The sequence below is a fragment of the Microvirga lupini genome (genome assembly GCF_014191055.1).
Lineage (GTDB): Bacteria > Pseudomonadota > Alphaproteobacteria > Rhizobiales > Beijerinckiaceae > Microvirga > Microvirga lupini_A.
This window is the reverse complement of sequence record NZ_JACHWB010000003.1, coordinates 196,511-217,539: the sequence shown is the minus strand read 5'-3', so window position 1 is coordinate 217,539 and position 21,029 is coordinate 196,511. Positions and strand designations below refer to the sequence as shown.

Below are 21,029 nucleotides of genomic sequence, written 5' to 3'. Positions count from 1 at the left end.
GTTCATGATGGCCCCTGGGGATTGGTTTGCGCGTTACGGCTGCATCGCTCTCGTCGTGGTCTCCTTCGCCTTCATCGGCGCCATTGTTGCCGGGCCTCTGCTGCGCCCGCTATGGTCGCCCCGGGTCACCATTGCCCAGCTTTCTCCGGGAGGCTCGAGATAGGGAATGCGGCCGACGCGGAGCCGGATGGTCCGTCCCCAAGCAAGCTTTGGAGGACTTCGCCCGCCAAGAGGGGATCCTCGCGTCCGAACTGGCATCGCTCGCCGCCGAGCTGGAGCGGCAGGGCCAGCCCGGGGTCGCCGCCATGCTTCGACAGGCAAGCCACCGCTACCGGATCTCTAGCGCACGGAACCGCACCCTTGCGATGACCCTGGATCAGGGGGCATGGCCCTCGTGAAACCAACATTCCTGTCCCGCGTTTCCCAACCGTAGCAGTTAAGGGCGTGAGGTCAGGCGAATGCGGCAGTTCCTGCGTAACAATGGGTTGTCGCTCACGTTGTTCGCGCTCTTCCTGATCTCCTTCATCGGCCAGGCCCTGACGGGCTGGAAGGCCAACGCGGAGGAACTCCGCCTGCATGGGCTGCCTGAGACCGGGTTTCTCACCTACCTGACCAGCGGCCATTTCATCTCGGCGACGTTCGAGAACTGGGAGAGCGAATTCCTCCAGATGGCGACATACGTGCTGCTCACCATCTTCCTCTTCCAGAAGGGCGCATCGGAGTCCAAGAAGCCGGACGAGGCCAATCCCGAGGACGAGTCGCCATCGGCGCATCGCGGCGATCCAGACGCGCCGTGGCCTGTCCACCGGGGTGGCTTGCTGCTGAAGCTCTACTCGCATTCCCTCAGCATCGCGCTGGTCACGCTGTTTCTTGCCTCCTTCTGGCTGCATCTGGCGGGGAGCACGCGCCGAATCAACGAGGAGGCGCTCCAGCACCATCAGCCCTCGCAATCCATGATCGAGACCCTCGGGGATCCGCAGTTCTGGTACGAGAGCTTCCAGAACTGGCAGAGCGAGTTCCTGTCGATTGCCGTGCTGCTCGTGCTCGGCATCTACCTGCGCGAGCGTGGATCTCCCGAGTCCAAACCCGTAGCGGCCCCGCACGCCGCAACCGGGCACTGACCCAGCGGCTCAGGACAGCGGAGCCGGCCTCTGCCAAGTCACTGCGTCGCATCGACTTGGCAGCCACAGGGCCTTGCGCGCACAACCTTTGCCGGCCTTCCGCTCCAGGAAGCGACAGGATAGGGTTCGCCTGAACCGCCGTCCCCTTGCATCGAGCCCTGCCGGAGCGGTCATGTTGCTTAGCCCTGTCCTTCGTGTCGCTCCAGCCTTGGCCCTCATGGCCTGGATCCATCCCGTTTGTGCCGAAGGGCTCCCGCGTCGGCCGCCACCGCGTCCGGCACAGCCTCAGCGCGTGCAGGGCCAACAGAAGCAGCAGAACCAAGAGGACAAGCAGTCTCAGGAGGGCAAGCAGTCCGAATCCGAGATCGACACTGAGGACCTGTTCGGGTTCACCGAGGGCAGCGACGTCGGTGATCCGGGCGAGCTGGAAGCCTCCATCGACAGCACGGGGCGCTTCGGCCACAGAGGCGGGCGCTACCGGGTGTTCAGCCGCACGCTCGAGGTCGAATATACGCCGGCTGAGCGGCTCAGCTTCGCCTTCGACGCCACCTTCGACCGCTACTGGATCCGCAACGTCCCCGATCTCGAGAACCGGAACACGGGCGGGTTGAGCCAGCTTTCCACGCAAATGCGCTACCAGTTCATCAAGCGCGACCCGTCTCCCGTCGGGCTGACGCTCAGCCTTGAACCCCAACTCGGCTTCTTCGATCAGGACACGGGTGAGCGCGCCCGCCGCACGGCCCTTGAGGCGGTGCTGAGCCTTGACACGGCCTTGGTGCCCGAGCGGCTGTTCGCAGCAGTCAACCTCACCTACGAAGCCGAGCGCGTGCGGCCACGGTCGTTCATCGGCCTTGATCGTGACCTGGAGGAAGTGGATCCCTTCGATCCGACGGCTGTGGCTGTCGTCCCTTCACCGGCTGAGCGTGAGTCAACCATCGGGATTTCCGGGGCCGTGGCGTACCAGGCGGTGCCGAACCTGTTTGTCGGAGCCGAGGCCCACTATCTGCGCCGGTATGATGGGCTCGACTTCAAGACGTTTGAGGGGCATGCGCTGTTCATCGGCCCAACCCTATACGTGAAGGTCTCCGACCAAGTGTCCTTGTCTGCGGCATGGGACGTCCAAGTGGCGGGGAAGGCCAGTAGCGAACCCGGTCACCTCGACCTCGAGAACTTCGAGCATCATCAGGCCAAGCTCAAGCTGATCGCGCAATTCTGATGGCAGGGCTTCCGGCCACGGGCCTTCCAGGCAGCTTGCGGAAGGATCACGGAATCTCGCGAAACAAGGTTTTCACCGTGCTACCGGGGTGTGGCCGTCTCCGGCGGGCGATCCGCCTCCTCGGTGACCGGCTGGGCCAGCACCTTGTCGATCCGGCGGCCATCCATGTCGACCACCTCGAAGCGCCATCCCAACGTCTCGACGGCTTCGCCCGCGTTCGGGAGGTGCTGGAGCTCACCGATCACGAGGCCTGCCACCGTCTCGTAGTTGCGCCGCTCCGGCAGCGCGATCCCGAGCTGCTCGGCCATCTCGTCGGCCGGCATCCAGCCGGCCAGCAGCCAGGAGCCATCCTCCCGCTGCACCGCCTCGGGCTCGGCTTCGCCCTCGTCCGAGCGGAAGGCACCCGCAATGGCGTCGAGGATGTCGGCCGGCGTGACCACGCCGTCGAAGTGCCCGTACTCGTCGTGCACCAGCGCCATTGGGACCTCGGCCTGCCGCAGCACCTCAAGCGCGTCCAGCGCATCGAGGGTGTCGGGGATGATCGGCGCCTTGCGGATATGAGCACGGATGTCGAGGGGTTCGTTCCTCAGCGAAGCCGCCAGGAGTTCCCGGGCCTGGACCACCCCGAGCATGTTGTCGGGATGCCCCTCGGCCACCGGGAGCCGCGAATGCGGGGAGTTGATCAGGGTCTCGCGGATGGCGAACTCGTCATCGTCGAGGTCGATCCAGTCGACGTCCGTGCGGGGCGTCATGACCCCGCGCACCGCCCGGTCGCCCAGGCGTAGCACGCCCGAGATCATCTTGCGCTCGTCGGTCTCGATCACCCCGGCGGTCTCGGCCTCCGCCACGATGGTGCGGATTTCCTCTTCGGTCACCGCGCTGTCGGAGCCGGTGCTGCGCCCGAGCAGGCGGAAGACCAACCGGGTCGAGGCATCGAGCAGCCAGACCACGGGAGCGGCCACCCTGGACACCAGCGCCATGAGCGGGGCCACGGCGCAGGCGATGCCTTCCGTGTTGCCGAGGGCCAGGTTCTTGGGCACCAGCTCGCCGATGACCACGGACAGGTAGGTGATGATGGCCACGACCAAGCCGTAGCCGAGCGGTTCGGCCACGCCTTCCGAGAGGCCATAGCCAATCAGGATCTCGGCCAGGCGGTCGCCGAGGGCCGCGCCCGAATACGCGCCGGCCAGGATGCCGACCAACGTGATGCCGATCTGGACCGTGGACAGGAAACGGCCCGGGTCGTCGGCCAGGGCCAGGGCGGTCCTGGCGCCGGACCGACCCGCTTCCGCCATGGTCTTCAGGCGCGCCTTGCGGGAGGACACGATGGCAAGCTCGGACAGGGAAAACAGCCCGTTCAGGACGATCAGGAAGGCGACGATGGCCAGTTCAAGCACGGGATGTTCCGGTGCACGGGGCACCGCTCCAGGATTGTTGGAAGGTAAGTGACGGGACTCCGATTGGGATCCGTCAGCCGATCGGAACCCATGGCTGGTCGATGAAGGCACGGATGCCGGCGACGAGCGCCGAGGACACCGCCGCCAGGATCAGGACGCTGCCGATGGTCCCGAACCACCCGACCAGGGTGGCGAGGCCGTCCCGCTCCAGGATGCCGAGCGCGAAGGCCGCGATGGCCCAGGCGGGCGGAATGTTGCCGAGGGGGATTGGCAGGAGGAGGATGACGGCGAGCAGCAGGCAGGCCGCACCGACGATCCGCTCGTTGGTTGGATGGACCAGCAGGGCCAGCCGGGGCCGCAGGATGCGCTCCGTCCACCGCAGGACGGGGCCGAGCTTCGTCGTCAGGCGCAGGAAGAGGTCGCGGGGCATCGACTGCCGGCGAATGAAGCGGGGCATCCACAGGGCAGGCCGCCCCAGCATCAACTGGGCGGTCACGAACAGGAGCGGCGCTCCCAGGACCACCGACAGGCCGGGCGGCAGCGGCAGCATGTTGGGGGCGGCGAACAGGAGCATCAGGGCGCCGAAGGCCCGGTCTCCGAAGGCATCCAGCACGTCGCCGAGGCTGATGGCCGCGGCGGGGCGGCTCGCGAGCTCGTTCAGGATTCCGGAGAATCGTCGGGGTTCAGCGTCCGCGTCGGGGGAGGCGACGGGCGCGAGGGTACTCGAAGGGTCGGGCATGATCCGGTCTGGGTGAGCTGCCGGATATGGGGACGAGGGGGCGTCCTGTCAAACACGTGAGCCGCAGCGGGCGCCCGCTGCGTGCGGCATGGGCCGCTGTCCTCCGATGCCTATTCGCCACCGCGTCCGGTGTCGAGCGTGGGTACGGAGTGGACCTTCTGATGGTAGTGGGTGACATCGCCGATCAAGATCTCGGCAAGTGCATCGATTTCCTGCACCACGCGATCGATCTGACGGTACTCCGGACCGCCGATCGGGATGTCGGCCAACGTCCGCGTGAGGAGATGGCGGGTCGGCCGCAGCGACTCCAGGAGCCTGTCTGCAACCTCCAGGGTCATGAGGCGCCGGAACCTTCTCGGATGACCGTGTCGCATGGGATCAAGCCCTCGAAATTCCGCGTTCGCCCCGGTCGATGAGGCATGGATGACGACGCGGGACTGGCGGGAACCATCATGATCGGGTGGGTTCACCGTGGCTGGAGCCAACCCGGACCGGCGTCACGCCGATCCTCCCGCGCACGTAGCCGAACGACAGTGCCGCGGCCAGGCGTTCGATCCGTTGCTCCTGGATGTGCTGCTCGACGAGGAGTGCCTTGATGGCCGTTCGCGGATCGCCTCCGCAGGCCTCGATCACGGCCGTGACATCCGCCTCCATCCAGTCCGTGTCGCACGTGGGCTGAACCTGATCGGTCATCGTCACCTCCCCTGAGAGCCGCGAGGTTACTGATTCGACGCCCCGGTCTCCAGCGGAATGTTCTGCTTTCGTTCCGAGCCTGTGGAATGCGGGGAAACACTGACGATCCTCGATCCGGCAGGAGACGGCCTGACGTGATCCACTGCCACGACACGGAGTCAGCTTGGCACGCACGGGCAGTTCCGTAATATCGCCTCCTGCCGCGAGCCGGGGGGCAAGAACATGGCATGGATCGTCGGGACTGGGGTCGCCCTGTTCCTTTTCTTCTCGTTTCCGAGGCAGATGTTCGCGCTGCTCGGCATCCTGGTCGTCGGTGGCGGCGCGCTGTTCTTCTTCATGGACCAGGCGGGCCGACGCCGGGCGGAGGCCCGGGAAAGGGAACTGGCCCAGGTCGTCCTGCGGGCCAGCGGCAACAGGACGGCCTGCGCCGATCCCCGCTATCCGGTGATGGTGGAGGTCACGAACAGGTCGCCCGACAGGACGCTCTCGTCGGTGAGCTTCAGCCTCTCGGCCTACAAGCCGGGCTACAGCAGTTCTGTCATGAACGCGTATTCGCTCACCAGCGATCGAATCCTGGGACCGGGCGAGACCCACGTGGGCTGCTGGTCCATCTCCGAGTACCAGGGCCCTCCCGAGGGCTACACCTACGAATCCCTTAAGTGGGAGGTCAGCAAGAATTACGTGAACTGGCGCTGAGGTCCGGTCCCCGACGCTCGGGACCGCGGACCCCGGTGCTTCGATGCCGCAGACCCGCAGGACTCGTGCGCCAGGTGCTGGACGGGTGGCACGAAACCAGCCGAAGGACTCGATGCAGGGAAGCCGCAGCCGGGGCCGTCCGGACGGAAAAAGGCCCGCCTCCTTCAGGGAAGACGGGCCTTTTCCAATCCTTTGCGGCAACGCCCAGACCCGTCGGCTCGCGCACAACCCACGGCTGCAAGGACCGAGAGTCAGGCTTTTCGCCCATTCGGGTCAGGATACCCCGGGGTTTGAGTCAGACTTCAAGACCCGGGGACAACAGACACGATATGCAGCGCTACGCACATTGCCGAGACGCCCTGTTCCTGGACTAAGTCGTCGCAAGCTCCCACGATATTACCCGTCATCGGCGGCTGTGTGCGGGCCTTTCAAGGACTACCGCGCGTAGGGCGGTATCCGTCGCGAGGACCAGGCGTTCCGTCGACCATCCCGTGATGACAGGGCAAGGATCGCCCAAGCCGCTCGAGGACCAGATCGTCTCCGCGCCTAGAACCCGATCCCCATCGTCACGACAGGCTCGCCCTCGTCGGGCATGCTCACGCCGGTGATCCGTGCGTCCAGCTCGTTGCCCATGTACGGCGACCTCCGCCGGACGTACACGAGCGGCTCCCCGTGCTCGCTGACGCCCCGGCCGACGACCCGGGACTCGATGTCCTTCACCACGGCGCGAATTCTTCCGTGCACGTACTCAGGGGCGAGCATCCGGGAGGAGACCTCGGGATCGGGGCGCAGCGAGGTCTTGTGCAGGACCATGACGTCGATGCGGCGCTCCACGGACGCGATGACGTCCCGGACCGTCCAGCCCTCCTCGTGCTCGAGCAGGTCGTACACGACGTCGTCGATCTCGGCCAGGAGGGAGGCCGGGGAGAGCGGCTGGCCGGGCCGCGGCCACGGAATGTCGTCGTTCATCGGAAGACCTCCTCGAGAGCAGGGACGGCTGCGGGAACCGCTCTCGGGAGGGTTGGAGGCGTGGGTGCAATCGACAACGCCTGCCGATGATGTGATCAACGAGACGATGGAAAGTTGGACCCGGCGGCCACCGCCAGCTCCAGCTTTCCCGTTCCGTCAACGGATGGTGACAACGAATGCCCCGCTTCGGGCGGCCAGTCTGCCGTTCTTCACGATGAAGCACTCGATGGAATGAGGGCCGCCAAACTTGGTCGACTCCTTCTTGGTGAGACCGCCCTTCTCGAAGTATTCGAAGCTGCCTCGCAGCCCGTTGGCACGCTCGGCGTCCGTCCCGGTGTTCACGATCTGCCAGTAAACCCTGTAGGGTGCCGGCACTGTCGTGTGAGCGACGAACCGGAGGTCGCCACCTTTTTCGAGTATCCGCCCTTCGCTCTGGAGACGCTCCGGCCGGAAGCCGTCACGGGTGAATGTGGCCTCTTCGATGCGGGCCTGGCCGGCAGGTGCGTTTGGCCAACGGGGAGCGCGCCGATGGTTCGCGCGCATGACGAGATCCCGACCGAAATCGCGGATCCTGACCGGCAGGTTGTCGGCGACCGTGATCGGGTGCTTCTGGAGAATGCGGTCGACCGGGATCGTTCCCATTGCGCGGGACATCACCCAGGCAATCTGCTTGCGGTCACGGGAGCGGGAAACCGACTGGAAGTCGGTGCGTGCCCGTTCCAACCACTCATCGAAGGCGTTCCGGAGCTCCGGCTTCTCCTGCCACTTGTCGGCGAAGTTCTCCTCGGGGTCCGTGGGGTTCGGAATGCGGTGGACGCCGTCCCTGCCGACGAGGATGTAGTCTCGCATGTCCGTGAGCACCCGGGTGAGAGCGTCCGCCGTCGTCTCCTCGCCTCTGTAGGCGTGCGCCGAAAGGGTGGTGATGATGATCGAGATCGGCGCCTCATCGGGACTGCCCGAGAACATGATGTCCCGGTGGCGCTTGAGGAGCTTGATGGCTGACTGTAGAGGGGTCCTGACTTTGTAATCGGGGATCCTCTCCACCTCGGCGCGGGTTGCAGCCATCGCCGCCTTCCGCCGCGCAAGAACCGCGCTCATGCGTGACTTGAACCACTCGCAGTAACCTTTCGGATTGCTCCTCGGCCAGTCGCTCGAGATCCGACGGTAGTTGGCGTGCTCCCGGTCGGTGATGGCGATGGCCGCTCCGGTCAGCTCCGGCGGAACGCCGATCATCCTGAGCAACCGTCGGCCATCGTCCCCCTGAGGCACTGCCGGGGTGACGTCGAGGTGGAACTGGCTCCCGTCCGCGTAGTGCAGCGTCCAGCACCTCCGCCGCTCGCTCGCGGGCTTGTTCATCCCCCTCTCTTCGACGTAGGTGGCAAGCTCGTTGCCCAGCATGTCCTTGAGCTGCGACTGGCTGTAGTGCTCCTTCGCCATGCGGCGCATCTCGCAGATCGCGTCGACGTCGTACTCGTCCTTCTCGCTGAGTGGCTTGATGGCCGTGCCGAGCCGGAAGGATCCCTGCACGTAGACCTGCGGTTCAAAGCGCTGGAGCTTGGACTCCGGGCGGTTGAGCCAGTCTCCTACGGAATGGTAGCTGCGCTCCGCCGCCTCGTAGCGGCTCGGCGGGATCTCAAGTTCGGCCTCAAGGGCCTCCAGGAAGTCCTCGAACTCGCGCGAGGCACGGGGCGTGAAATGGAATGTCATGCTGCGCTCCGCTGCTCGTGGGTGAGTTCGTGCGCGGGGATGAAGCCGCCGAGCGCGTTGTTCTGGTCGTAGATGCGAATCGGGGGATGCGCTTTCGGTTGCCACGCCCGGCCGACTTCCACGGCTGCGGAGACGGGCATGGCCGGGAAGAGGTGCACGGTTACGTCCTCGCCATGCGCCCGCTTGATGGCATCGAGGGTTCCCCGGAAGGCCTTCGCGAAATCGGCCAAGTCATCGCGGCGCCGCATGATGTCGTTGTGAGCGCCCGAGGCCGAGATCGACCAGATTGGGGCATTGGTACCGAGGATTTGGGCGATCCTGTCATTGGCGATCCCTGCGCTGATCTCGAGCTTGAGGGCCACCGTCCTGCCCGCCGTTGCGGCCGGGGAGACGGTGAGGGACATCGGGGCCTCCGAGTCCTGCCACCGCCAGCCCTTCGGGTTACGGAGAAGCTGTCGGACCTCTGCGGTGGGAACATCCGAGAGCAGGCGCCCGAGTTCCACGAGCAGCGGCATGGGGGCCACGCCGAACACGGCGAGACGCTTGATCTCCCGTCGCTCCAGACGCCCTCGCACCTTCTGGGAGAACGCCTCTCGCAGATTGCGGAGGTGGGTCCTCCAGTAGTCCGGGTCATGGTCGGGCAGGCTCAGGCCGACCACGTCGAGGTCGATCCAGCCGCCCTCCGCCGGGTACAAGTCAGGCAGCATGGCTGACCTCACGTGCTCGGCAGCGACATGGGACTCATTCGCGGCGATGCCTGCCGTGTATCGGATCACGTGGCATGCGCGATCCTCATCGATGCCCGTCACGATCTCGATGCGCCGCTCATGACGGGCCTTCATCTCGCGCAGGCGTTCCACTGTGTAGTCCTGCCGCGTCCCCGGTCCATCGATGAGGCGGTGGTGGGGATCGCACATCAGCATCAGGTTGGCGGGGTCGTGGGTGAGCTTTGGGGAAAGGTCCGCATCACCGCGGGGACCGTCCGCGCTGTCGGCGACGATGTGGGCGATGTAGGCCTTGTTCAAGTGCGTCTTCCCGGAGATGAGGTCGCCGATCAGTCGCTCGTTGCACCCGGTGAACTGGCACCGCCCGGCGGCCTGGCCCCAGACGATTGCCTTAATGTGTGCCGGAACTGCCTTGCGGGAGATCTTGGGCGGTTTGGCGGAGTCCTTTGCGGACGTGCGTGAGGCCTTCTGGCCACGGGTAGCCATGCACGAGTCCTTCCATCGTGTTGGTTGGTCCCCTTTTGTTCCGAACGGGAGGCTTCGGGCAGCACACGGCCGCCCGATCCCTGAGGCTCAAGGAGTTTGGGGAAAGAGCCCGCTGATCGATGCGGCGGGCAGTTGACTTGATCAGGTCGGGCCGTCGGGTTGGATTAACCCGAACAGGGATGCGGTATCGGTGCAACCCCTAGGTGCGGCCTTCCCTCGGTCCGTCACGACGCTCTTATGCGATGCGCCGTGACGGCCATTAACGGTAGATGTCGCCCATTTGGGGGCGACATCAACGGTCGGCATAATCAAGAGCACCCGGTCGTGCTTCCACAAGTATCGCACTTCAAGCACGTCCCGTTGCGCACCAGCGTGAAGTTCGCACACTCGGGGCAGGCTTCGCCGACATAGCCCTTCATCTTGGCCTCGGCGCGCCGGTCGGCGACGGACGGGGCCGTGAAGGCGAGCTTGGACATTTCGGCTTCGCCGACCGGCTTCTCCTGCGCGGCGGGCTGAGCGAGTTCAGCCTTGAGCGCGTTCGCGCCGACCGTCACGCCGGTCGTCCGCTGAGTAATGCCTCCGGCGCTGCCGGTGCCACCGCCGGGGATGAGCATGAGGCGGTCGGAGTTGCCGCGCACGAAGCCGCGGGACACGATGGCCGTGGCGGGAGCGGGCTCCGGCGCCTTCGACTGGTCCTCGCCCTTGCCGATGGTGGTGGGGCCTGCCTCCGACGGGTCCACGTGGGCGAGGTCGTTGCGGCCAAGATAGGACACGGCGAGCTCGCGGAACACGTAGTCGAGGATCGAGGTGGCGGACTTGATGCGCTCGTTACCCTGGACGAAGCCGGCGGGCTCGAAGCGCGTGAAGGTGAAGGCCTCCACGTATTCCTCCAGCGGCACGCCGTATTGCAGGCCGAGGGAGATCGCGATGGCGAAGTTGTTCATCATGGCCCGGAAGGCGGCGCCTTCCTTGTGCATGTCGATGAAGATCTCGCCGAGGCGTCCGTCGTCGTATTCGCCGGTGCGGAGATACACCTTGTGGCCGCCGACGACGGCCTTCTGGGTGTAGCCCTTGCGGCGGTCGGGCATCTTCTCGCGGTCGCGCAGGGCCACCACGCGCTCGACGATCTTTTCGACGATCTTCTCCGACACATGCGCGGCCTTGGCGGCAGCCGGCATGGCGGCCAGCGTCTCCACCGCGTCGTCCGCATCCTCGTCCTCATCGGCGATGAGGGCGGAGTTCAGCGGCTGCGAGAGCTTGGAGCCGTCGCGGTAGAGGGCGTTGGCCTTCAGCGCCAGCTTCCAGGACAGCATGTAGGCGTTCTTGCAATCCTCGACGGTGGCGTCGTTGGGCATGTTGATGGTCTTGGAGATCGCACCGGAGATGAAGGGCTGCGACGCCGCCATCATGCGGATGTGGCTCTCCACCGAGAGGTAGCGCTTGCCGATCTTGCCGCACGGATTGGCGCAATCGAAGACCGGGTAGTGCTCCACTTTGAGGAAGGGCGCTCCCTCGAGAGTCATCGCTCCGCAGATGTGGATGTTCGCGGCCTCGATGTCGGCCTTCGAGAAGCCGAGGAACGACAGCAGGTCGAAGGACGGATCGTTGAGCTTTTCCGCCGGGACCTTCAGCGTGCCGGTGAGGAAGTCCTCGCCCAGAGTCCAGCGGTTGAACACGAACTTGATGTCGAAGGCCGATTTCAGGCCCTTCTCCACCGCGTCGATCTTGTCGTCCGTGAAGCCCTTGGCGCGCAGCGAGCCGGGGTTGATGGCGGGTGCCTGCTTCATGGAGCCGTGGCCGACCGCATAGGCCTCGATCTCGGCGATCTCGTGCTCGCGGTAGCCGAGCGCGCGGAGCGCATCGGGCACGGCCCGGTTGATGATCTTGAAGTAGCCGCCGCCGGCGAGCTTCTTGAACTTCACCAGGGCGAAGTCGGGCTCGATGCCGGTGGTGTCGCAATCCATCACGAGGCCGATCGTGCCCGTGGGGGCGATCACGGTGGATTGCGCGTTGCGGTAGCCGTTCTTCTCGCCGAGCTGGAGAGCCTTGTCCCAGGCGGACTTGGCATGGGCGACGAGGTCCTGGTCAGGGCAGGAGGCGTGATCGAGCGGCACCGGGTTGACAGCCAGGCCCTCATAGCCTTGAGCCTCGCCATGCGCCGCGCGGCGATGGTTGCGGATCACGCGCAGCATGTGCTTCGCGTTGGCCTTGTAGTTCGGGAACGGCCCGAGTTCACCGGCCATCTCGGCCGAGGTGGCATAGGACACGCCGGTCATGATCGCCGTGATGGCGCCGCCGAGCGCACGGCCGGCGTCGGAGTCGTAGGGCAGGCCCATGGTCATGAGCAGGCCACCGATATTGGCGAAGCCGAGGCCCAGCGTGCGGTACTCATAGGAGAGCTGCGCGATCTCCTTGGACGGGAACTGCGCCATCATCACGGAGATTTCGAGCACCACCGTCCAGAGGCGGCAGGCATGCTCGAAGGATTCCGCGTCGAACTTGTGGTTCTGGCGGTCGAAGAACTGCAGCAGGTTGGCGGAGGCGAGATTGCACGCCGTGTCATCCAGGAACATGTATTCCGAGCAGGGGTTCGACGCCCGGATGCGGCCACCGGCGGGGCTGGTGTGCCAGTCGTTCATGGTGGTGTTGAAGTGCAGGCCGGGATCGGCGGACGCCCAGGCGGCGTGGCCGATCTGCTCCCACAGGTCGCGGGCCTTGAGGGTCTTCACCGGCTTGCCGTCCTTGCGGGCGGTGAGGTGCCAATCGGCATCGTTCTCGACAGCGCGCAGGAAGTCGTCCGTCAGCGAGACGGAGTTGTTGGAGTTCTGGCCGGAGACGGTGAGGTACGCTTCCGAATCCCAATCGGTGTCGTAGACGGGGAAGTCGATATCCGTGTAGCCCTGCTTGGCGAACTGGATGACGCGCTTGATGTAGTTGTCCGGGATCTGCACCCGGCGGGCCAGCTTGATCTCCTTCTTCAGAGCCGGGTTCTTCTCCGGATCGAAGCAGGCATCGCCCTCGGCCTCGCAGTTGATGCAGGCCTTCATGATGGCCTTGAGGTGCTTGGCGGCGAGCTTGGAGCCGGTGACGAGGGCCGCGACCTTCTGCTCCTCCTTCACCTTCCAGTCGATGTAGCTCTCGATGTCCGGGTGATCGACATCGACCACCACCATCTTGGCGGCGCGGCGCGTGGTGCCGCCCGACTTGATCGCGCCGGCAGCCCGGTCGCCGATCTTGAGGAAGCTCATGAGGCCGGACGAGCGGCCGCCGCCGGAGAGTTTTTCACCCTCGCCGCGCAGCTTGGAGAAGTTGGAGCCGGTGCCGGAGCCGTACTTGAACAGGCGCGCCTCGCGGACCCACAGGTCCATGATGCCGCCCTCGTTCACCAGATCGTCCTCGACGCCCTGGATGAAGCAGGCATGCGGCTGCGGGTGCTCGTAGGACGACTTGGACTTGGTCAGCTTGCCGGTCTTGTAGTCCACGTAATAATGGCCCTGGCCGGGGCCGTCGATGCCGTAGGCCCAGTGCAGGCCGGTGTTGAACCATTGCGGGGAGTTCGGCGCCACCATCTGGTTGGCGAGCATGAAGCGCAGCTCGTCATAGAAAGCCTGGGCGTCTTCCTCGGACGAGAAATAGCCGCCCTTCCAACCCCAATAGGTCCAGCAGCCGGCGAGACGGTCGAAGACCTGCTTGGAGGAAATCTCGGAGCCGAGGCGCTGATCCTCGGGCAGGGAGGAGAGGGCGGCCTCGTCGGGCACGGAGCGCCACAGCCAGGACGGGACGTCGTTCTCCTCCACCTTCTTCAGGCGGGCCGGAACGCCGGCCTTGCGGAAGTACTTCTGGGCCAGCACGTCGGAGGCCACTTGGCTCCAGGTCTCCGGCACCTCGATGTTCTCAAGTTTGAAGACCACCGAGCCATCCGGATTGCGGATCTCGCTCGTGGCGAGCCGGAAGGCGAGGGAGGAATAAGGCGATTGGCCAGACTTCGTATAACGCCGCTCGATCCGCATAGGTCACATTCCTAGAGTTCTGGAGACAAAACGTCCCCATGGCCGCGATTTGCCCCGCAGCTCATCAGCCCACAATTATTGTTCGACGCCCCAACGATCCGCTCTTTCGGATCGCCCACGCAACACGCCTGAGTTTCGGCCCCTTTGGGCGTCACAGGTGGCGCGGCAACGGCGTTGCCGCGGGCTCTGACGCCTGCTCTGGGGAGTGTTCAACCGGCCTTTTCAGGTCGGCCGCCGGTCTCTGGTCGGTACCCCGGCAAGCTAGTCGTGTTGCGAGCCTCACGTCAAGAACTAGTGTCGCGGCTCACGGTTCCGAACTATATGTTGTGTGTAGCTGTGAGAATTGTGGATAACAATTGCCCTTCCGGCTAAGCCTCGGAGACTCCTCTGAGAATCCGTTCCCGATTTTCGCAATGGCCAAGCTTCGCCGGCTTAAGACCACAGCTCGGGTTATGCTTAACGAGGGGTATATGTTGTGCCGGCGCATCAATTCCGGGGAGGGGCTCTCATGACCCGACGGGCGGCCGAAATGGCCTGATTGCGGGAAATTCGGCGCCCGCCGCTGGGGAAGGGGTGAGTCGGAGAATCAGCGCCGGTTTTCACACCCCGAAAGGCTGGACTTCGCTGCCCCTTGCGGCCATATTCCGCGCAACTTCACGAACCCCTCCGGCGGCAGCAGCATGAAAGAGTTTTTCACCCAGTTCTTCACCTGGTGGAACGGACAGACCCTCGGCACCCGATTCTTCACCTGGCGCAAGGGCGTGTTCGTCGGCACGGACGAGTTCGGCAACACCTATTACCGCTATGTCCAGCCGCAGGCGATCGACTCCAATGTGGGCGCCGAGCGCCGCTGGGTGATCTACAACGGCGATGCCGATGCCTCCAAGGTGCCTCCCGGATGGCGCGCCTGGCTGTGCCACAACGGCGACGTGCCCCCGAGCGAGGAGGCCTACCGGCCCCATTCCTGGGAAAAGCCCTATGTGCCGAACATGACCGGCACGGCCCAGGCCTACCGGCCGCAAGGGTCGCAACTCGGAGCCGGACAGCGCCCCGCCGCCACGGGCGATTACGTGCCGTGGACTCCCGGCGAGTGAGTTCGCCAGCGGCCTCCTGACCTGTGATGCTGAAGAGAACCCAGGCCCGCACCGGCATCGAGTGCGGGCTTCTTTATGGCTGCCCAAGGGCGGGACCTAAGCCGACCTGTTCTGAAAAGCCTCCAGGTTCTGCGCGAGATGCGCGACGTTTCCGGTGCCAGTGAGAATCACCGCTCTGGGCAATCGTTTCTCGATGTAGCGGAACGCCGCTTTTGCGGCTTCTTCGAAAGGCTGCTCCGCCAGCAATCCGCCCATGGCGAAGGGGCGGTTGACGATCGCAGCGCGGCCGCTCGATTCCAGTTCCGGCAGCAATGGAGCCATGGTCTGGCTCAACATGTTCAGAGGAAACTGCAGCGCGTCGTACATTCCGCTTTCCAGCGCGAGCCGCCCGGCCTCCACATCGCTGACGCTGGCGCCGAAGGCGGTGACCCCGCAGCGCCGCGCATGCTCCATCGCGGCGATGACATCGGGATCGGTCACGACATCGCTCGTCGCCTTGTGGATCTGCAGCACATCGATGGTTCCGAGGAGCGAGAGGGAGCGGTCGATGCTTCGGACCAGCGCATCGCGGCTGTGATCGACGAAGCTGGAACCCCGTTCGAAATCCCAGTGCTCTCCGGCTTTCGTCATGATGGTCAGCCGTCGTCGGGCGGACGGCTCAAGAGCGGTGAGGAAGCGGCCTAGCCGGGCTTCGCTCTGGGCATAGGCCGGGGCGGTATCGAAGATCGTAATGCCCAGTTCCAATGCTTTGGCCAGCAGAGCTTGCGCCTCGCTCTCACTCGGCGGCGCACTTGGGGCGACACCCCATGCGCGGCCAATCGAGAGCAGGCCGAGGCCGAGCTTAAGCCCGGGACCATCGAGATGATGCGCCATGCGGCTTACCTCCCCGACTTGGGATGGAAATGGGATTGCCGCCTGAGAATCCCTTCCGAGAACAGACCGAAAGCCTGGATGACGGAGCCGGTCGGCACCTCGGTCTGGCGGGCGACCCCAGAGCCTTTGAGAACGCCGCCGCGCTCGTCCGGCTCAGGATCCCGATAGGTCGCGCCATCCCCTAAGGTGCAGTTCTGGCAGCGGATCGGTCCGAGGATCTGCGCACCGCGCCCGATCCGGTTCGACAGCGTGAGCGATCCTCCACCGAGAAGACGTGCCCCGTCGCCGACCTCGATCACATCGCCCGTCCCGGCCTTCAGGGTGAACCCGCCTTCGTCGCCGATCTCGGCCCGTGCTCCAACCTTGATCGATCCTCCTGAGGCAACAAGTCGGCTTCCAGAGAAAAGCTGAGTGTGGTTGCCGATGACCAGGGTTCCGCCATCTTGGACCTGGAGAATGATCCCGGGCCAGAGCACCACTCCCTCTTCAAGCCGAACACCGGGCGATACCAATACGGAGCCCGGATCCGGGATCAGGACGCCGTCGCGGGCGAGGGCGGCTGTTTCCGCAGCAGGCAAGAACCCGAGCCGCTGTCGGGCATCATCACTTGAAGCCTGGTTTTCCATCATGAGCGCGTCTTCGCTCCCGGGTCACGTCCATGCCCAGGAGCTTAGCCGATCATTGTCGCTCTCGAATAGCCTAGCGAAATAGTAGAGCGTTCATCCAATCCCGGGAGACTACCCAGGGTAATCCAGCTTCGGATACCAATCCGTGCCGCGGCCCTCGGGCGTCATATCGAGTACGTTCCAGAGCGGAGCGAGGTCAGGTGCGCCGCGCGGATCCTGGCCGGGATCGGCGGCATCGCCGGTGATCTCGCCGCTCCAGAAATGACGGATCGTACCGTCGCGCCGGCTGAAGACGTTGAAGCCCGGAATCTCCTCGCCGTTTTCCAGCACGCCATAATAATCGCGGGAGTAGTTGCCGTTGAGGTCTGTATAGAGCTTCAGGTTCTTCCAGCCACGTTCCTTTTTCCAGGCGATCAGGCGCTCGATCGGGGAGCTCGCGACGACGGCGAGCGCCATGCGCTGCTGGATGTCGGCGCCGTTGCCATCGAGCGCGCCGAGCAGGTTGGTGCACATGGGGCAGGGCCGCTTGCGCTGCGGGCCGAACATGTAGCTGTAGACGGCCAGTGACGGCTTGTCGCCGAAGAGGTCGGCGAAGCTCACCGGGCCGTTCTCTCCCTCGAAGCGGTAGTCGCCGGTCACCGCGCCACCGGGCGGCAGAGCTCGGCGCTGGGCGGCGACGCGCTCCAAGTGGCGCCTCAGCTCGATCTCTTCCGCCAGCAGGGCCGTGCGGGCAGCGCGGTACTCGGCGCTCTCGTTCGGAAAGCGCACCGGCGAGCGGCGCGCAAGTTCTTCGGCGGGGACGAGGGTGTCGGTCATGAGATGCTCCTCGGAGGGCAGGTTACGATCTGCGTGGGCCGACGAGGCCGAACAGCGCTCCCTGCGGATCGTTGGCGACGATGATGAAGACGCCGCCCGGCACTTCGGCGGGGCCGTAGTGGATCGTGCCGCCATGGCCGGAGACAGCCTGGGCCGCGATATCTATATCCTCGACGCCGAAATAGAACGTCCATCTGGGGGGCGGACCCTCGGGCATCGCACGCATCACGGCCCCGATGGTCCGGCCGCCATGGTCGATGAACTGGTAGTCGCCCATCTCGCCCATGGGCATGGCATCGCCTTTCTCCCAGCCGAAACGGGCCCGGTAGAAGGTAAGGGCCGCCTGCGGGTCGCTGGTGGCGAGCTCGTTCCAATTGCAATGCCCAATGCCGTTCGGCGAGAAGGATGTGCTCGTTTCCTCCGACGCGCCGCGTATCACGTAGAACGGGACGCCTTGCGGATCCGCGAGCAGGGCAAAACGGCCGACACCCGGAATATCGGTCGGCAGCATATGCTGCGCGCCGCCGGCCTGGACGATGTCGGCTGCTGCTTCATCGACGTTGTCGACGCCAACATAGCCGAGCCACCCCGGACGCATGCCCTCGGCCTCCGCAGGAATCGGCATGAAGCCGGCAATCTCGGTGCTCCCCGTCGCGAAGAGCCTGTACCCGTTCTCGGCTCCCTCCATCTCCCGGTTCTGCCAGCCGATCACCGCGCCATAGAAGCGGGCGGCTGAGTCGGCGTCGTTCGTCAGGAGTTCATACCAGATGAAATCGCCGTGCTGATTGGCCATCGCGGAATTCCTCAGACGTCGAGAATCGGCATGAAGCCGCCGAAGATCATGCGCTTGCCGTCGAAGGGCATCTGCTGGCCCATCGCCTCCATGCGCGGGTCGGTCATGATCTTCTGGTTGGCGGCGTCGCGCACTTCCTTGGACGGGTACTCGATCCAGCTGAAGACAACGACCTCGTCGTCCTTGGCCTGTACGGAGCGGCGGAAATCGGTGAGCTTGCCGTCCGGAACATCGTCGCCCCAGCACTCCACCATGCGGGTGGCGCCGAACTCCTTGAACAGGGGCGCTGCTTCGGCCGCATGCTTGCGGTAAGTTTCCTTCTTGTCGGCCGGAACGGCCAGCACGAAGCCATCGACATATTTCATCGCGTTTCTCCCTCGGTTCTCTCTGAGCTATTGGTCAGCGAAGCGTTGCTAGGTGACGCCTCGATGCATGTTCTTCTTGACAAATAAGTTGATATCAACATAAATGGGGCATGTCAAACGAGCAGGCGATTTCCTTCGAGACAACCCATCTGGTGCGCGACACCTGCCTGTGCCTGCATGCGCAGCGGGCAGCGCGGACCCTTGCGCGCCGCTTCGACGAGGCACTGCGACCGGCCGGGATCACCTCCGGCCAGTTCTCGCTGCTCAACGCCCTCAACCGGCCCACGCCGCCGGCGATCGGCCCTGTCGCCCAGCTACTGGCGATGGACCGGACGACGCTGACCGCTGCCCTGAAGCCTCTTGAGAGGGATGGGCTCGTCGTTGTCACCCGCGACCCGGAAGACCGCCGGAGCCGGTTGGTTGGCCTCACCGACACGGGGCGGGAGGTGCTGGCCACAGCCTTTCCGATCTGGCGCGAACTTCATGCCGCTATCGAGGCGGGCCTGCCGGAGCTGGAGCCGGAGGCTCTTCGTGGTGGGCTCAGGTCACTCTCGCGGGCTGGGTGAGCAAGGGCAGGGCGGGTCGCCGGCCTAACTTCCTGCCTTGCCCTTTTTCCATCATGGTTCACGTGCTATCGCGTTGCCGAATTGACAGCGGGTGCGGCCAGGTTTGGCCGGACAGGAAACGCCAGATCGGATTTGGCTTGGACAGCATGATGAAACTCGGATGCACGCGGGCGGCCCTGGTGCTCGCATCGCTACTCGGCGGCCTCGGCGCGGCGCAGGCGGACAGGATCAAGAATCCCACGGCCGTTTTCTCCGGTCTGGACAAGATCACCGGGCGAATCGTGTCGTTCGAAGTGGCCGTCGATGAAACCGTCCAGTTCGGCGCGCTCCAGGTGACGCCGCGGGTCTGCTTTACCAAGCCACCGACAGAGACGCCGAACACCACGTCCTTCATCGAGGTGGACGAGCCTGGATCCGAGGGTAAGGCCAAGCGGGTCTTCTCGGGCTGGCTCTTTGCCGCAAGCCCGGGCCTGCATGGCCTCGAGCATCCGGTCTACGACATCTGGCTTGTGGACTGCAAAGGCGGCACCGAGGTGATCGCCGAGCCCAAGGAGACCCCTGAGGAGCTGCCGCCGATCCAGGATGCAGCCCGCGGCCCGAACGATCCGGCGCGGCCCGGTGACATCATGGCTCCGGCCGGTGGGACGGCCCCACGCCCGCCCGCCGTCGAGACGGCGCCGCTGCGCCAGCAGGCTCCGCAGCGCCAGCAGCCGGCCCGGCGTCCGGCTGCGCCGATCATCAATTCGGATCGCCCTAACTAACCATCGGCGATGGCGGCGAGCGCTTCCTCGCCGCTCACAATCCTGTCTTTCGGCCAGACATTCCAGTCGGCCGAATGCTCCATGGCATTGCGCAGCATCTGCTTGTAAGCCCGCCGCGGGACCTCGGTGGCGCCGAACTGCGCCAGGTGCGAGGTCACGAATTGCGTGTCCAGGAGCGAGAAGCCGCCTCGGCGTAAGCGCGCCACGAGATGCACGAGCGCCACCTTCGAGGCGTCGCGCTCCGTGTGGAACATGCTCTCGCCGAAGAAGGCGCCATTCAGCCTGACGCCATAAAGGCCCCCGACGAGACGACCCTCCTGATACACCTCCACCGTGTGGCAATAGCCGGCATCGAACAGCTCGCCGTAGAGCTCGCGGATCCGCCGGCTGATCCAGGTCTTCTCCCGGTCAGTCGCAGGAGCCGCGCAGCCGGCGATCACGGCGCCGAAATCCCGATCGACATGAACCTCGAAGAAGTCCGAGCGGACGGTGCGAGCGAGGCGTTTGGCGATGTGAAAGCCGTCGAGGGGAATAATCCCCCGCTCGCGCGGCTCAACCCAGAACAGGGACGGATCGTCCGCATCCTCCGCCATGGGAAAAATTCCGGCTGCATAGGCTTTCAGCAGGATATCCGGGGTGATCTCGATTGCGTGGTCGGGAGATTGGGTCATTCACCAACAAATCTGATCAATCAGGCCGTCCTTCAAAATAGGATAGCCCAAACGCGAAGTCAGACCGGGGTCAAATAGATTTTGCCCAGCTCTTGGATTTTTTCATCCGACATCTGAGCTTTTGTTGCGAGGGCCCATAGATCATATCGCTTCGGGCGACGAAGACCGAAGAATTTGGAGAACCCGGACCCGACGCAGGCCTTGCCGAGCGACTTGATCGTGAAGCCCGTATGATGAGCCATGTAAAGGTTGCCGCGCTTCATCGAAGGTCTGAAGCCATACATCATGTCGATGGGAGAGATCGGGCCGCTGCTGCTCGTATAGAGCGGCGTCTCGATGTCGCCTGAGGCCAACCTCTCCCCAATCGTTTGAAGGTCCGGGCAGGTGAGGATCACAAACCCATCGGGTTTGAGGACGCGGTGCATGGCTTTTAGCGCCAGCGGAACTTCGTGAGGATAAAGGTGCTCGATGTTGTGAGCCGAATAGACGGCGTCGAAACTGTTCGACTCGACCTGTGACAGTTCGGGCAACTTGTCGACCAGGTTCGGCTTCACGCTCTTGTCGATATCGAGCGTCACTTCCTCCCATTCGGAGGATGCGAATGCCTTGACGGTCTGATCCTTGCGCTTTGGGCCGCAGCCGACATGAAGAAAGCGAGGCATGGTCTTCCACAGCCTCGCCTTCAGTGACGTGGCCCTCTGTTCC

22 protein-coding genes are annotated in these 21,029 nt (G+C 64.8%); 7 read left to right on the top strand and 15 right to left on the bottom strand.

Going from position 1 to position 21,029, the window contains the following annotated elements; all coding sequences use genetic code 11:
* Window positions 1–4 precede the first annotated feature (4 nt).
* The 3 genes from FHR70_RS12475 to FHR70_RS12465 all read left to right on the top strand — a co-directional run bounded on the left by FHR70_RS12475 (window position 5) and on the right by FHR70_RS12465 (window position 2,337).
* Entirely contained in the window at window positions 5–163 is a 159-nt protein-coding gene (locus FHR70_RS12475; protein WP_183451710.1) for a hypothetical protein, read from the top strand.
* A gap of 295 nt (window positions 164–458) precedes the next feature.
* Window positions 459–1,121: a DUF6766 family protein gene (locus FHR70_RS12470; RefSeq protein ID WP_183450614.1), complete on the top strand. Its 663-nt coding sequence runs from the start codon at window positions 459–461 to the stop codon at window positions 1,119–1,121.
* A gap of 172 nt (window positions 1,122–1,293) precedes the next feature.
* On the top strand, window positions 1,294–2,337 hold the full coding sequence (locus FHR70_RS12465) for a DUF6662 family protein (RefSeq protein ID WP_183450611.1): 1,044 nt from the start codon (window positions 1,294–1,296) through the stop codon (window positions 2,335–2,337).
* An 80-nt stretch (window positions 2,338–2,417) separates the two neighbouring features.
* Here the strand turns inward: FHR70_RS12465 and FHR70_RS12460 are convergent, their stop codons facing one another.
* The 4 genes from FHR70_RS12460 to FHR70_RS12445 form a co-directional block, all read right to left on the bottom strand.
* Window positions 2,418–3,734, bottom strand: coding sequence for a CNNM domain-containing protein (locus FHR70_RS12460; protein WP_183450610.1), 1,317 nt, complete (start codon window positions 3,732–3,734; stop codon window positions 2,418–2,420).
* Window positions 3,735–3,807: 73 nt separating this feature from the next.
* Entirely contained in the window at window positions 3,808–4,473 is a 666-nt protein-coding gene (locus tag FHR70_RS12455) for an exopolysaccharide biosynthesis protein (protein ID WP_183450608.1), read from the bottom strand.
* A gap of 110 nt (window positions 4,474–4,583) precedes the next feature.
* Entirely contained in the window at window positions 4,584–4,811 is a 228-nt protein-coding gene (locus FHR70_RS12450; protein WP_183450606.1) for a hypothetical protein, read from the bottom strand.
* 112 nt (window positions 4,812–4,923) lie between these two features.
* Complete coding sequence (locus FHR70_RS12445) at window positions 4,924–5,166, bottom strand: hypothetical protein (protein WP_246408122.1); 243 nt, start codon at window positions 5,164–5,166, stop codon at window positions 4,924–4,926.
* A 222-nt stretch (window positions 5,167–5,388) separates the two neighbouring features.
* Here FHR70_RS12445 and FHR70_RS12440 point away from each other — a divergent pair, with 222 nt between their 5' ends.
* A complete protein-coding gene (locus FHR70_RS12440) occupies window positions 5,389–5,862 on the top strand; it encodes a hypothetical protein (RefSeq protein WP_183450603.1) in 474 nt (157 codons plus the stop codon).
* Between the two features lie 546 nt (window positions 5,863–6,408).
* Here FHR70_RS12440 and FHR70_RS12435 read toward each other — a convergent pair.
* From FHR70_RS12435 to FHR70_RS12420, 4 genes are all read right to left on the bottom strand, one after another.
* The gene (locus FHR70_RS12435) at window positions 6,409–6,831 is read right to left on the bottom strand and encodes a hypothetical protein (RefSeq protein WP_183450601.1); all 423 of its coding nucleotides are present in this window, start codon (window positions 6,829–6,831) and stop codon (window positions 6,409–6,411) included.
* A 156-nt stretch (window positions 6,832–6,987) separates the two neighbouring features.
* Window positions 6,988–8,538 (bottom strand): nucleotidyltransferase, encoded by a 1,551-nt coding sequence (locus FHR70_RS12430; protein WP_183450599.1) that lies wholly within the window; start codon window positions 8,536–8,538, stop codon window positions 6,988–6,990.
* Window positions 8,535–9,749, bottom strand: a complete 1,215-nt coding sequence (locus tag FHR70_RS12425; RefSeq protein WP_183450597.1) for an SAVED domain-containing protein — start codon at window positions 9,747–9,749, stop codon at window positions 8,535–8,537. The genes FHR70_RS12430 and FHR70_RS12425 overlap by 4 nt, the downstream gene beginning before the upstream one ends.
* 308 nt (window positions 9,750–10,057) lie before the next feature.
* Window positions 10,058–13,759: a vitamin B12-dependent ribonucleotide reductase gene (locus FHR70_RS12420; protein ID WP_183450595.1), complete on the bottom strand. Its 3,702-nt coding sequence runs from the start codon at window positions 13,757–13,759 to the stop codon at window positions 10,058–10,060.
* A 680-nt stretch (window positions 13,760–14,439) separates the two neighbouring features.
* Between FHR70_RS12420 and FHR70_RS12415 the strand changes: the two genes are divergently transcribed.
* Window positions 14,440–14,853 (top strand): NADH:ubiquinone oxidoreductase subunit NDUFA12, encoded by a 414-nt coding sequence (locus tag FHR70_RS12415; protein WP_183450593.1) that lies wholly within the window; start codon window positions 14,440–14,442, stop codon window positions 14,851–14,853.
* A gap of 96 nt (window positions 14,854–14,949) precedes the next feature.
* Here FHR70_RS12415 and FHR70_RS12410 read toward each other — a convergent pair whose 3' ends face one another.
* From FHR70_RS12410 to FHR70_RS12390, 5 genes are all read right to left on the bottom strand, one after another.
* On the bottom strand, window positions 14,950–15,726 hold the full coding sequence (locus tag FHR70_RS12410) for an aldo/keto reductase (protein WP_183450591.1): 777 nt from the start codon (window positions 15,724–15,726) through the stop codon (window positions 14,950–14,952).
* Between the two features lie 5 nt (window positions 15,727–15,731).
* On the bottom strand, window positions 15,732–16,355 hold the full coding sequence (locus FHR70_RS12405; RefSeq protein ID WP_183450589.1) for a hypothetical protein: 624 nt from the start codon (window positions 16,353–16,355) through the stop codon (window positions 15,732–15,734).
* Window positions 16,356–16,463: 108 nt separating this feature from the next.
* Window positions 16,464–17,168, bottom strand: coding sequence for a DUF899 family protein (locus FHR70_RS12400; protein WP_183450587.1), 705 nt, complete (start codon window positions 17,166–17,168; stop codon window positions 16,464–16,466).
* Window positions 17,169–17,190: 22 nt separating this feature from the next.
* Window positions 17,191–17,961, bottom strand: coding sequence for a VOC family protein (locus FHR70_RS12395; RefSeq protein ID WP_183450586.1), 771 nt, complete (start codon window positions 17,959–17,961; stop codon window positions 17,191–17,193).
* Between the two features lie 11 nt (window positions 17,962–17,972).
* Window positions 17,973–18,326: a DUF1428 domain-containing protein gene (locus tag FHR70_RS12390; protein ID WP_183450585.1), complete on the bottom strand. Its 354-nt coding sequence runs from the start codon at window positions 18,324–18,326 to the stop codon at window positions 17,973–17,975.
* Window positions 18,327–18,436: 110 nt separating this feature from the next.
* On the opposite strand from FHR70_RS12390, the gene FHR70_RS12385 reads away from it, so the two are divergent.
* A complete protein-coding gene (locus tag FHR70_RS12385) occupies window positions 18,437–18,892 on the top strand; it encodes a MarR family winged helix-turn-helix transcriptional regulator (protein WP_183450584.1) in 456 nt (151 codons plus the stop codon).
* A 149-nt stretch (window positions 18,893–19,041) separates the two neighbouring features.
* A complete protein-coding gene (locus FHR70_RS12380; RefSeq protein ID WP_183451625.1) occupies window positions 19,042–19,653 on the top strand; it encodes a DUF2155 domain-containing protein in 612 nt (203 codons plus the stop codon).
* Here FHR70_RS12380 and aat read toward each other — a convergent pair.
* Window positions 19,650–20,324, bottom strand: a complete 675-nt coding sequence (gene aat / locus FHR70_RS12375; protein WP_183450583.1) for a leucyl/phenylalanyl-tRNA--protein transferase — start codon at window positions 20,322–20,324, stop codon at window positions 19,650–19,652. The two genes, FHR70_RS12380 and aat, sit on opposite strands and share 4 nt — an antisense overlap.
* Before the next feature lie 59 nt (window positions 20,325–20,383).
* On the bottom strand, window positions 20,384–20,986 hold the full coding sequence (locus FHR70_RS12370) for a class I SAM-dependent methyltransferase (RefSeq protein ID WP_183450582.1): 603 nt from the start codon (window positions 20,984–20,986) through the stop codon (window positions 20,384–20,386).
* Window positions 20,987–21,029 lie beyond the last annotated feature (43 nt).

Bases quoted from the DNA above. Each gene is read 5' to 3' on its own strand.
- FHR70_RS12475 (WP_183451710.1), top strand. From the start codon at position 5: ATGATGGCCCCTGGGGATTGGTTTGCGCGTTACGGCTGCATCGCTCTC.
- FHR70_RS12470 (WP_183450614.1), top strand. From the start codon at position 459: ATGCGGCAGTTCCTGCGTAACAATGGGTTGTCGCTCACGTTGTTCGCG.
- FHR70_RS12465 (WP_183450611.1), top strand. From the start codon at position 1,294: ATGTTGCTTAGCCCTGTCCTTCGTGTCGCTCCAGCCTTGGCCCTCATG.
- FHR70_RS12455 (WP_183450608.1), bottom strand. From the start codon at position 4,473: ATGCCCGACCCTTCGAGTACCCTCGCGCCCGTCGCCTCCCCCGACGCG.
- FHR70_RS12450 (WP_183450606.1), bottom strand. From the start codon at position 4,811: ATGACCCTGGAGGTTGCAGACAGGCTCCTGGAGTCGCTGCGGCCGACC.
- FHR70_RS12445 (WP_246408122.1), bottom strand. From the start codon at position 5,166: ATGACCGATCAGGTTCAGCCCACGTGCGACACGGACTGGATGGAGGCG.
- FHR70_RS12440 (WP_183450603.1), top strand. From the start codon at position 5,389: ATGGCATGGATCGTCGGGACTGGGGTCGCCCTGTTCCTTTTCTTCTCG.
- FHR70_RS12435 (WP_183450601.1), bottom strand. From the start codon at position 6,831: ATGAACGACGACATTCCGTGGCCGCGGCCCGGCCAGCCGCTCTCCCCG.
- FHR70_RS12430 (WP_183450599.1), bottom strand. From the start codon at position 8,538: ATGACATTCCATTTCACGCCCCGTGCCTCGCGCGAGTTCGAGGACTTC.
- FHR70_RS12425 (WP_183450597.1), bottom strand. From the start codon at position 9,749: ATGGCTACCCGTGGCCAGAAGGCCTCACGCACGTCCGCAAAGGACTCC.
- FHR70_RS12420 (WP_183450595.1), bottom strand. From the start codon at position 13,759: ATGCGGATCGAGCGGCGTTATACGAAGTCTGGCCAATCGCCTTATTCC.
- FHR70_RS12415 (WP_183450593.1), top strand. From the start codon at position 14,440: ATGAAAGAGTTTTTCACCCAGTTCTTCACCTGGTGGAACGGACAGACC.
- FHR70_RS12410 (WP_183450591.1), bottom strand. From the start codon at position 15,726: ATGGCGCATCATCTCGATGGTCCCGGGCTTAAGCTCGGCCTCGGCCTG.
- FHR70_RS12405 (WP_183450589.1), bottom strand. From the start codon at position 16,355: ATGATGGAAAACCAGGCTTCAAGTGATGATGCCCGACAGCGGCTCGGG.
- FHR70_RS12400 (WP_183450587.1), bottom strand. From the start codon at position 17,168: ATGACCGACACCCTCGTCCCCGCCGAAGAACTTGCGCGCCGCTCGCCG.
- FHR70_RS12395 (WP_183450586.1), bottom strand. From the start codon at position 17,961: ATGGCCAATCAGCACGGCGATTTCATCTGGTATGAACTCCTGACGAAC.
- FHR70_RS12390 (WP_183450585.1), bottom strand. From the start codon at position 18,326: ATGAAATATGTCGATGGCTTCGTGCTGGCCGTTCCGGCCGACAAGAAG.
- FHR70_RS12385 (WP_183450584.1), top strand. From the start codon at position 18,437: ATGTCAAACGAGCAGGCGATTTCCTTCGAGACAACCCATCTGGTGCGC.
- FHR70_RS12380 (WP_183451625.1), top strand. From the start codon at position 19,042: ATGAAACTCGGATGCACGCGGGCGGCCCTGGTGCTCGCATCGCTACTC.
- aat (WP_183450583.1), bottom strand. From the start codon at position 20,324: ATGACCCAATCTCCCGACCACGCAATCGAGATCACCCCGGATATCCTG.
- FHR70_RS12370 (WP_183450582.1), bottom strand. From the start codon at position 20,986: ATGCCTCGCTTTCTTCATGTCGGCTGCGGCCCAAAGCGCAAGGATCAG.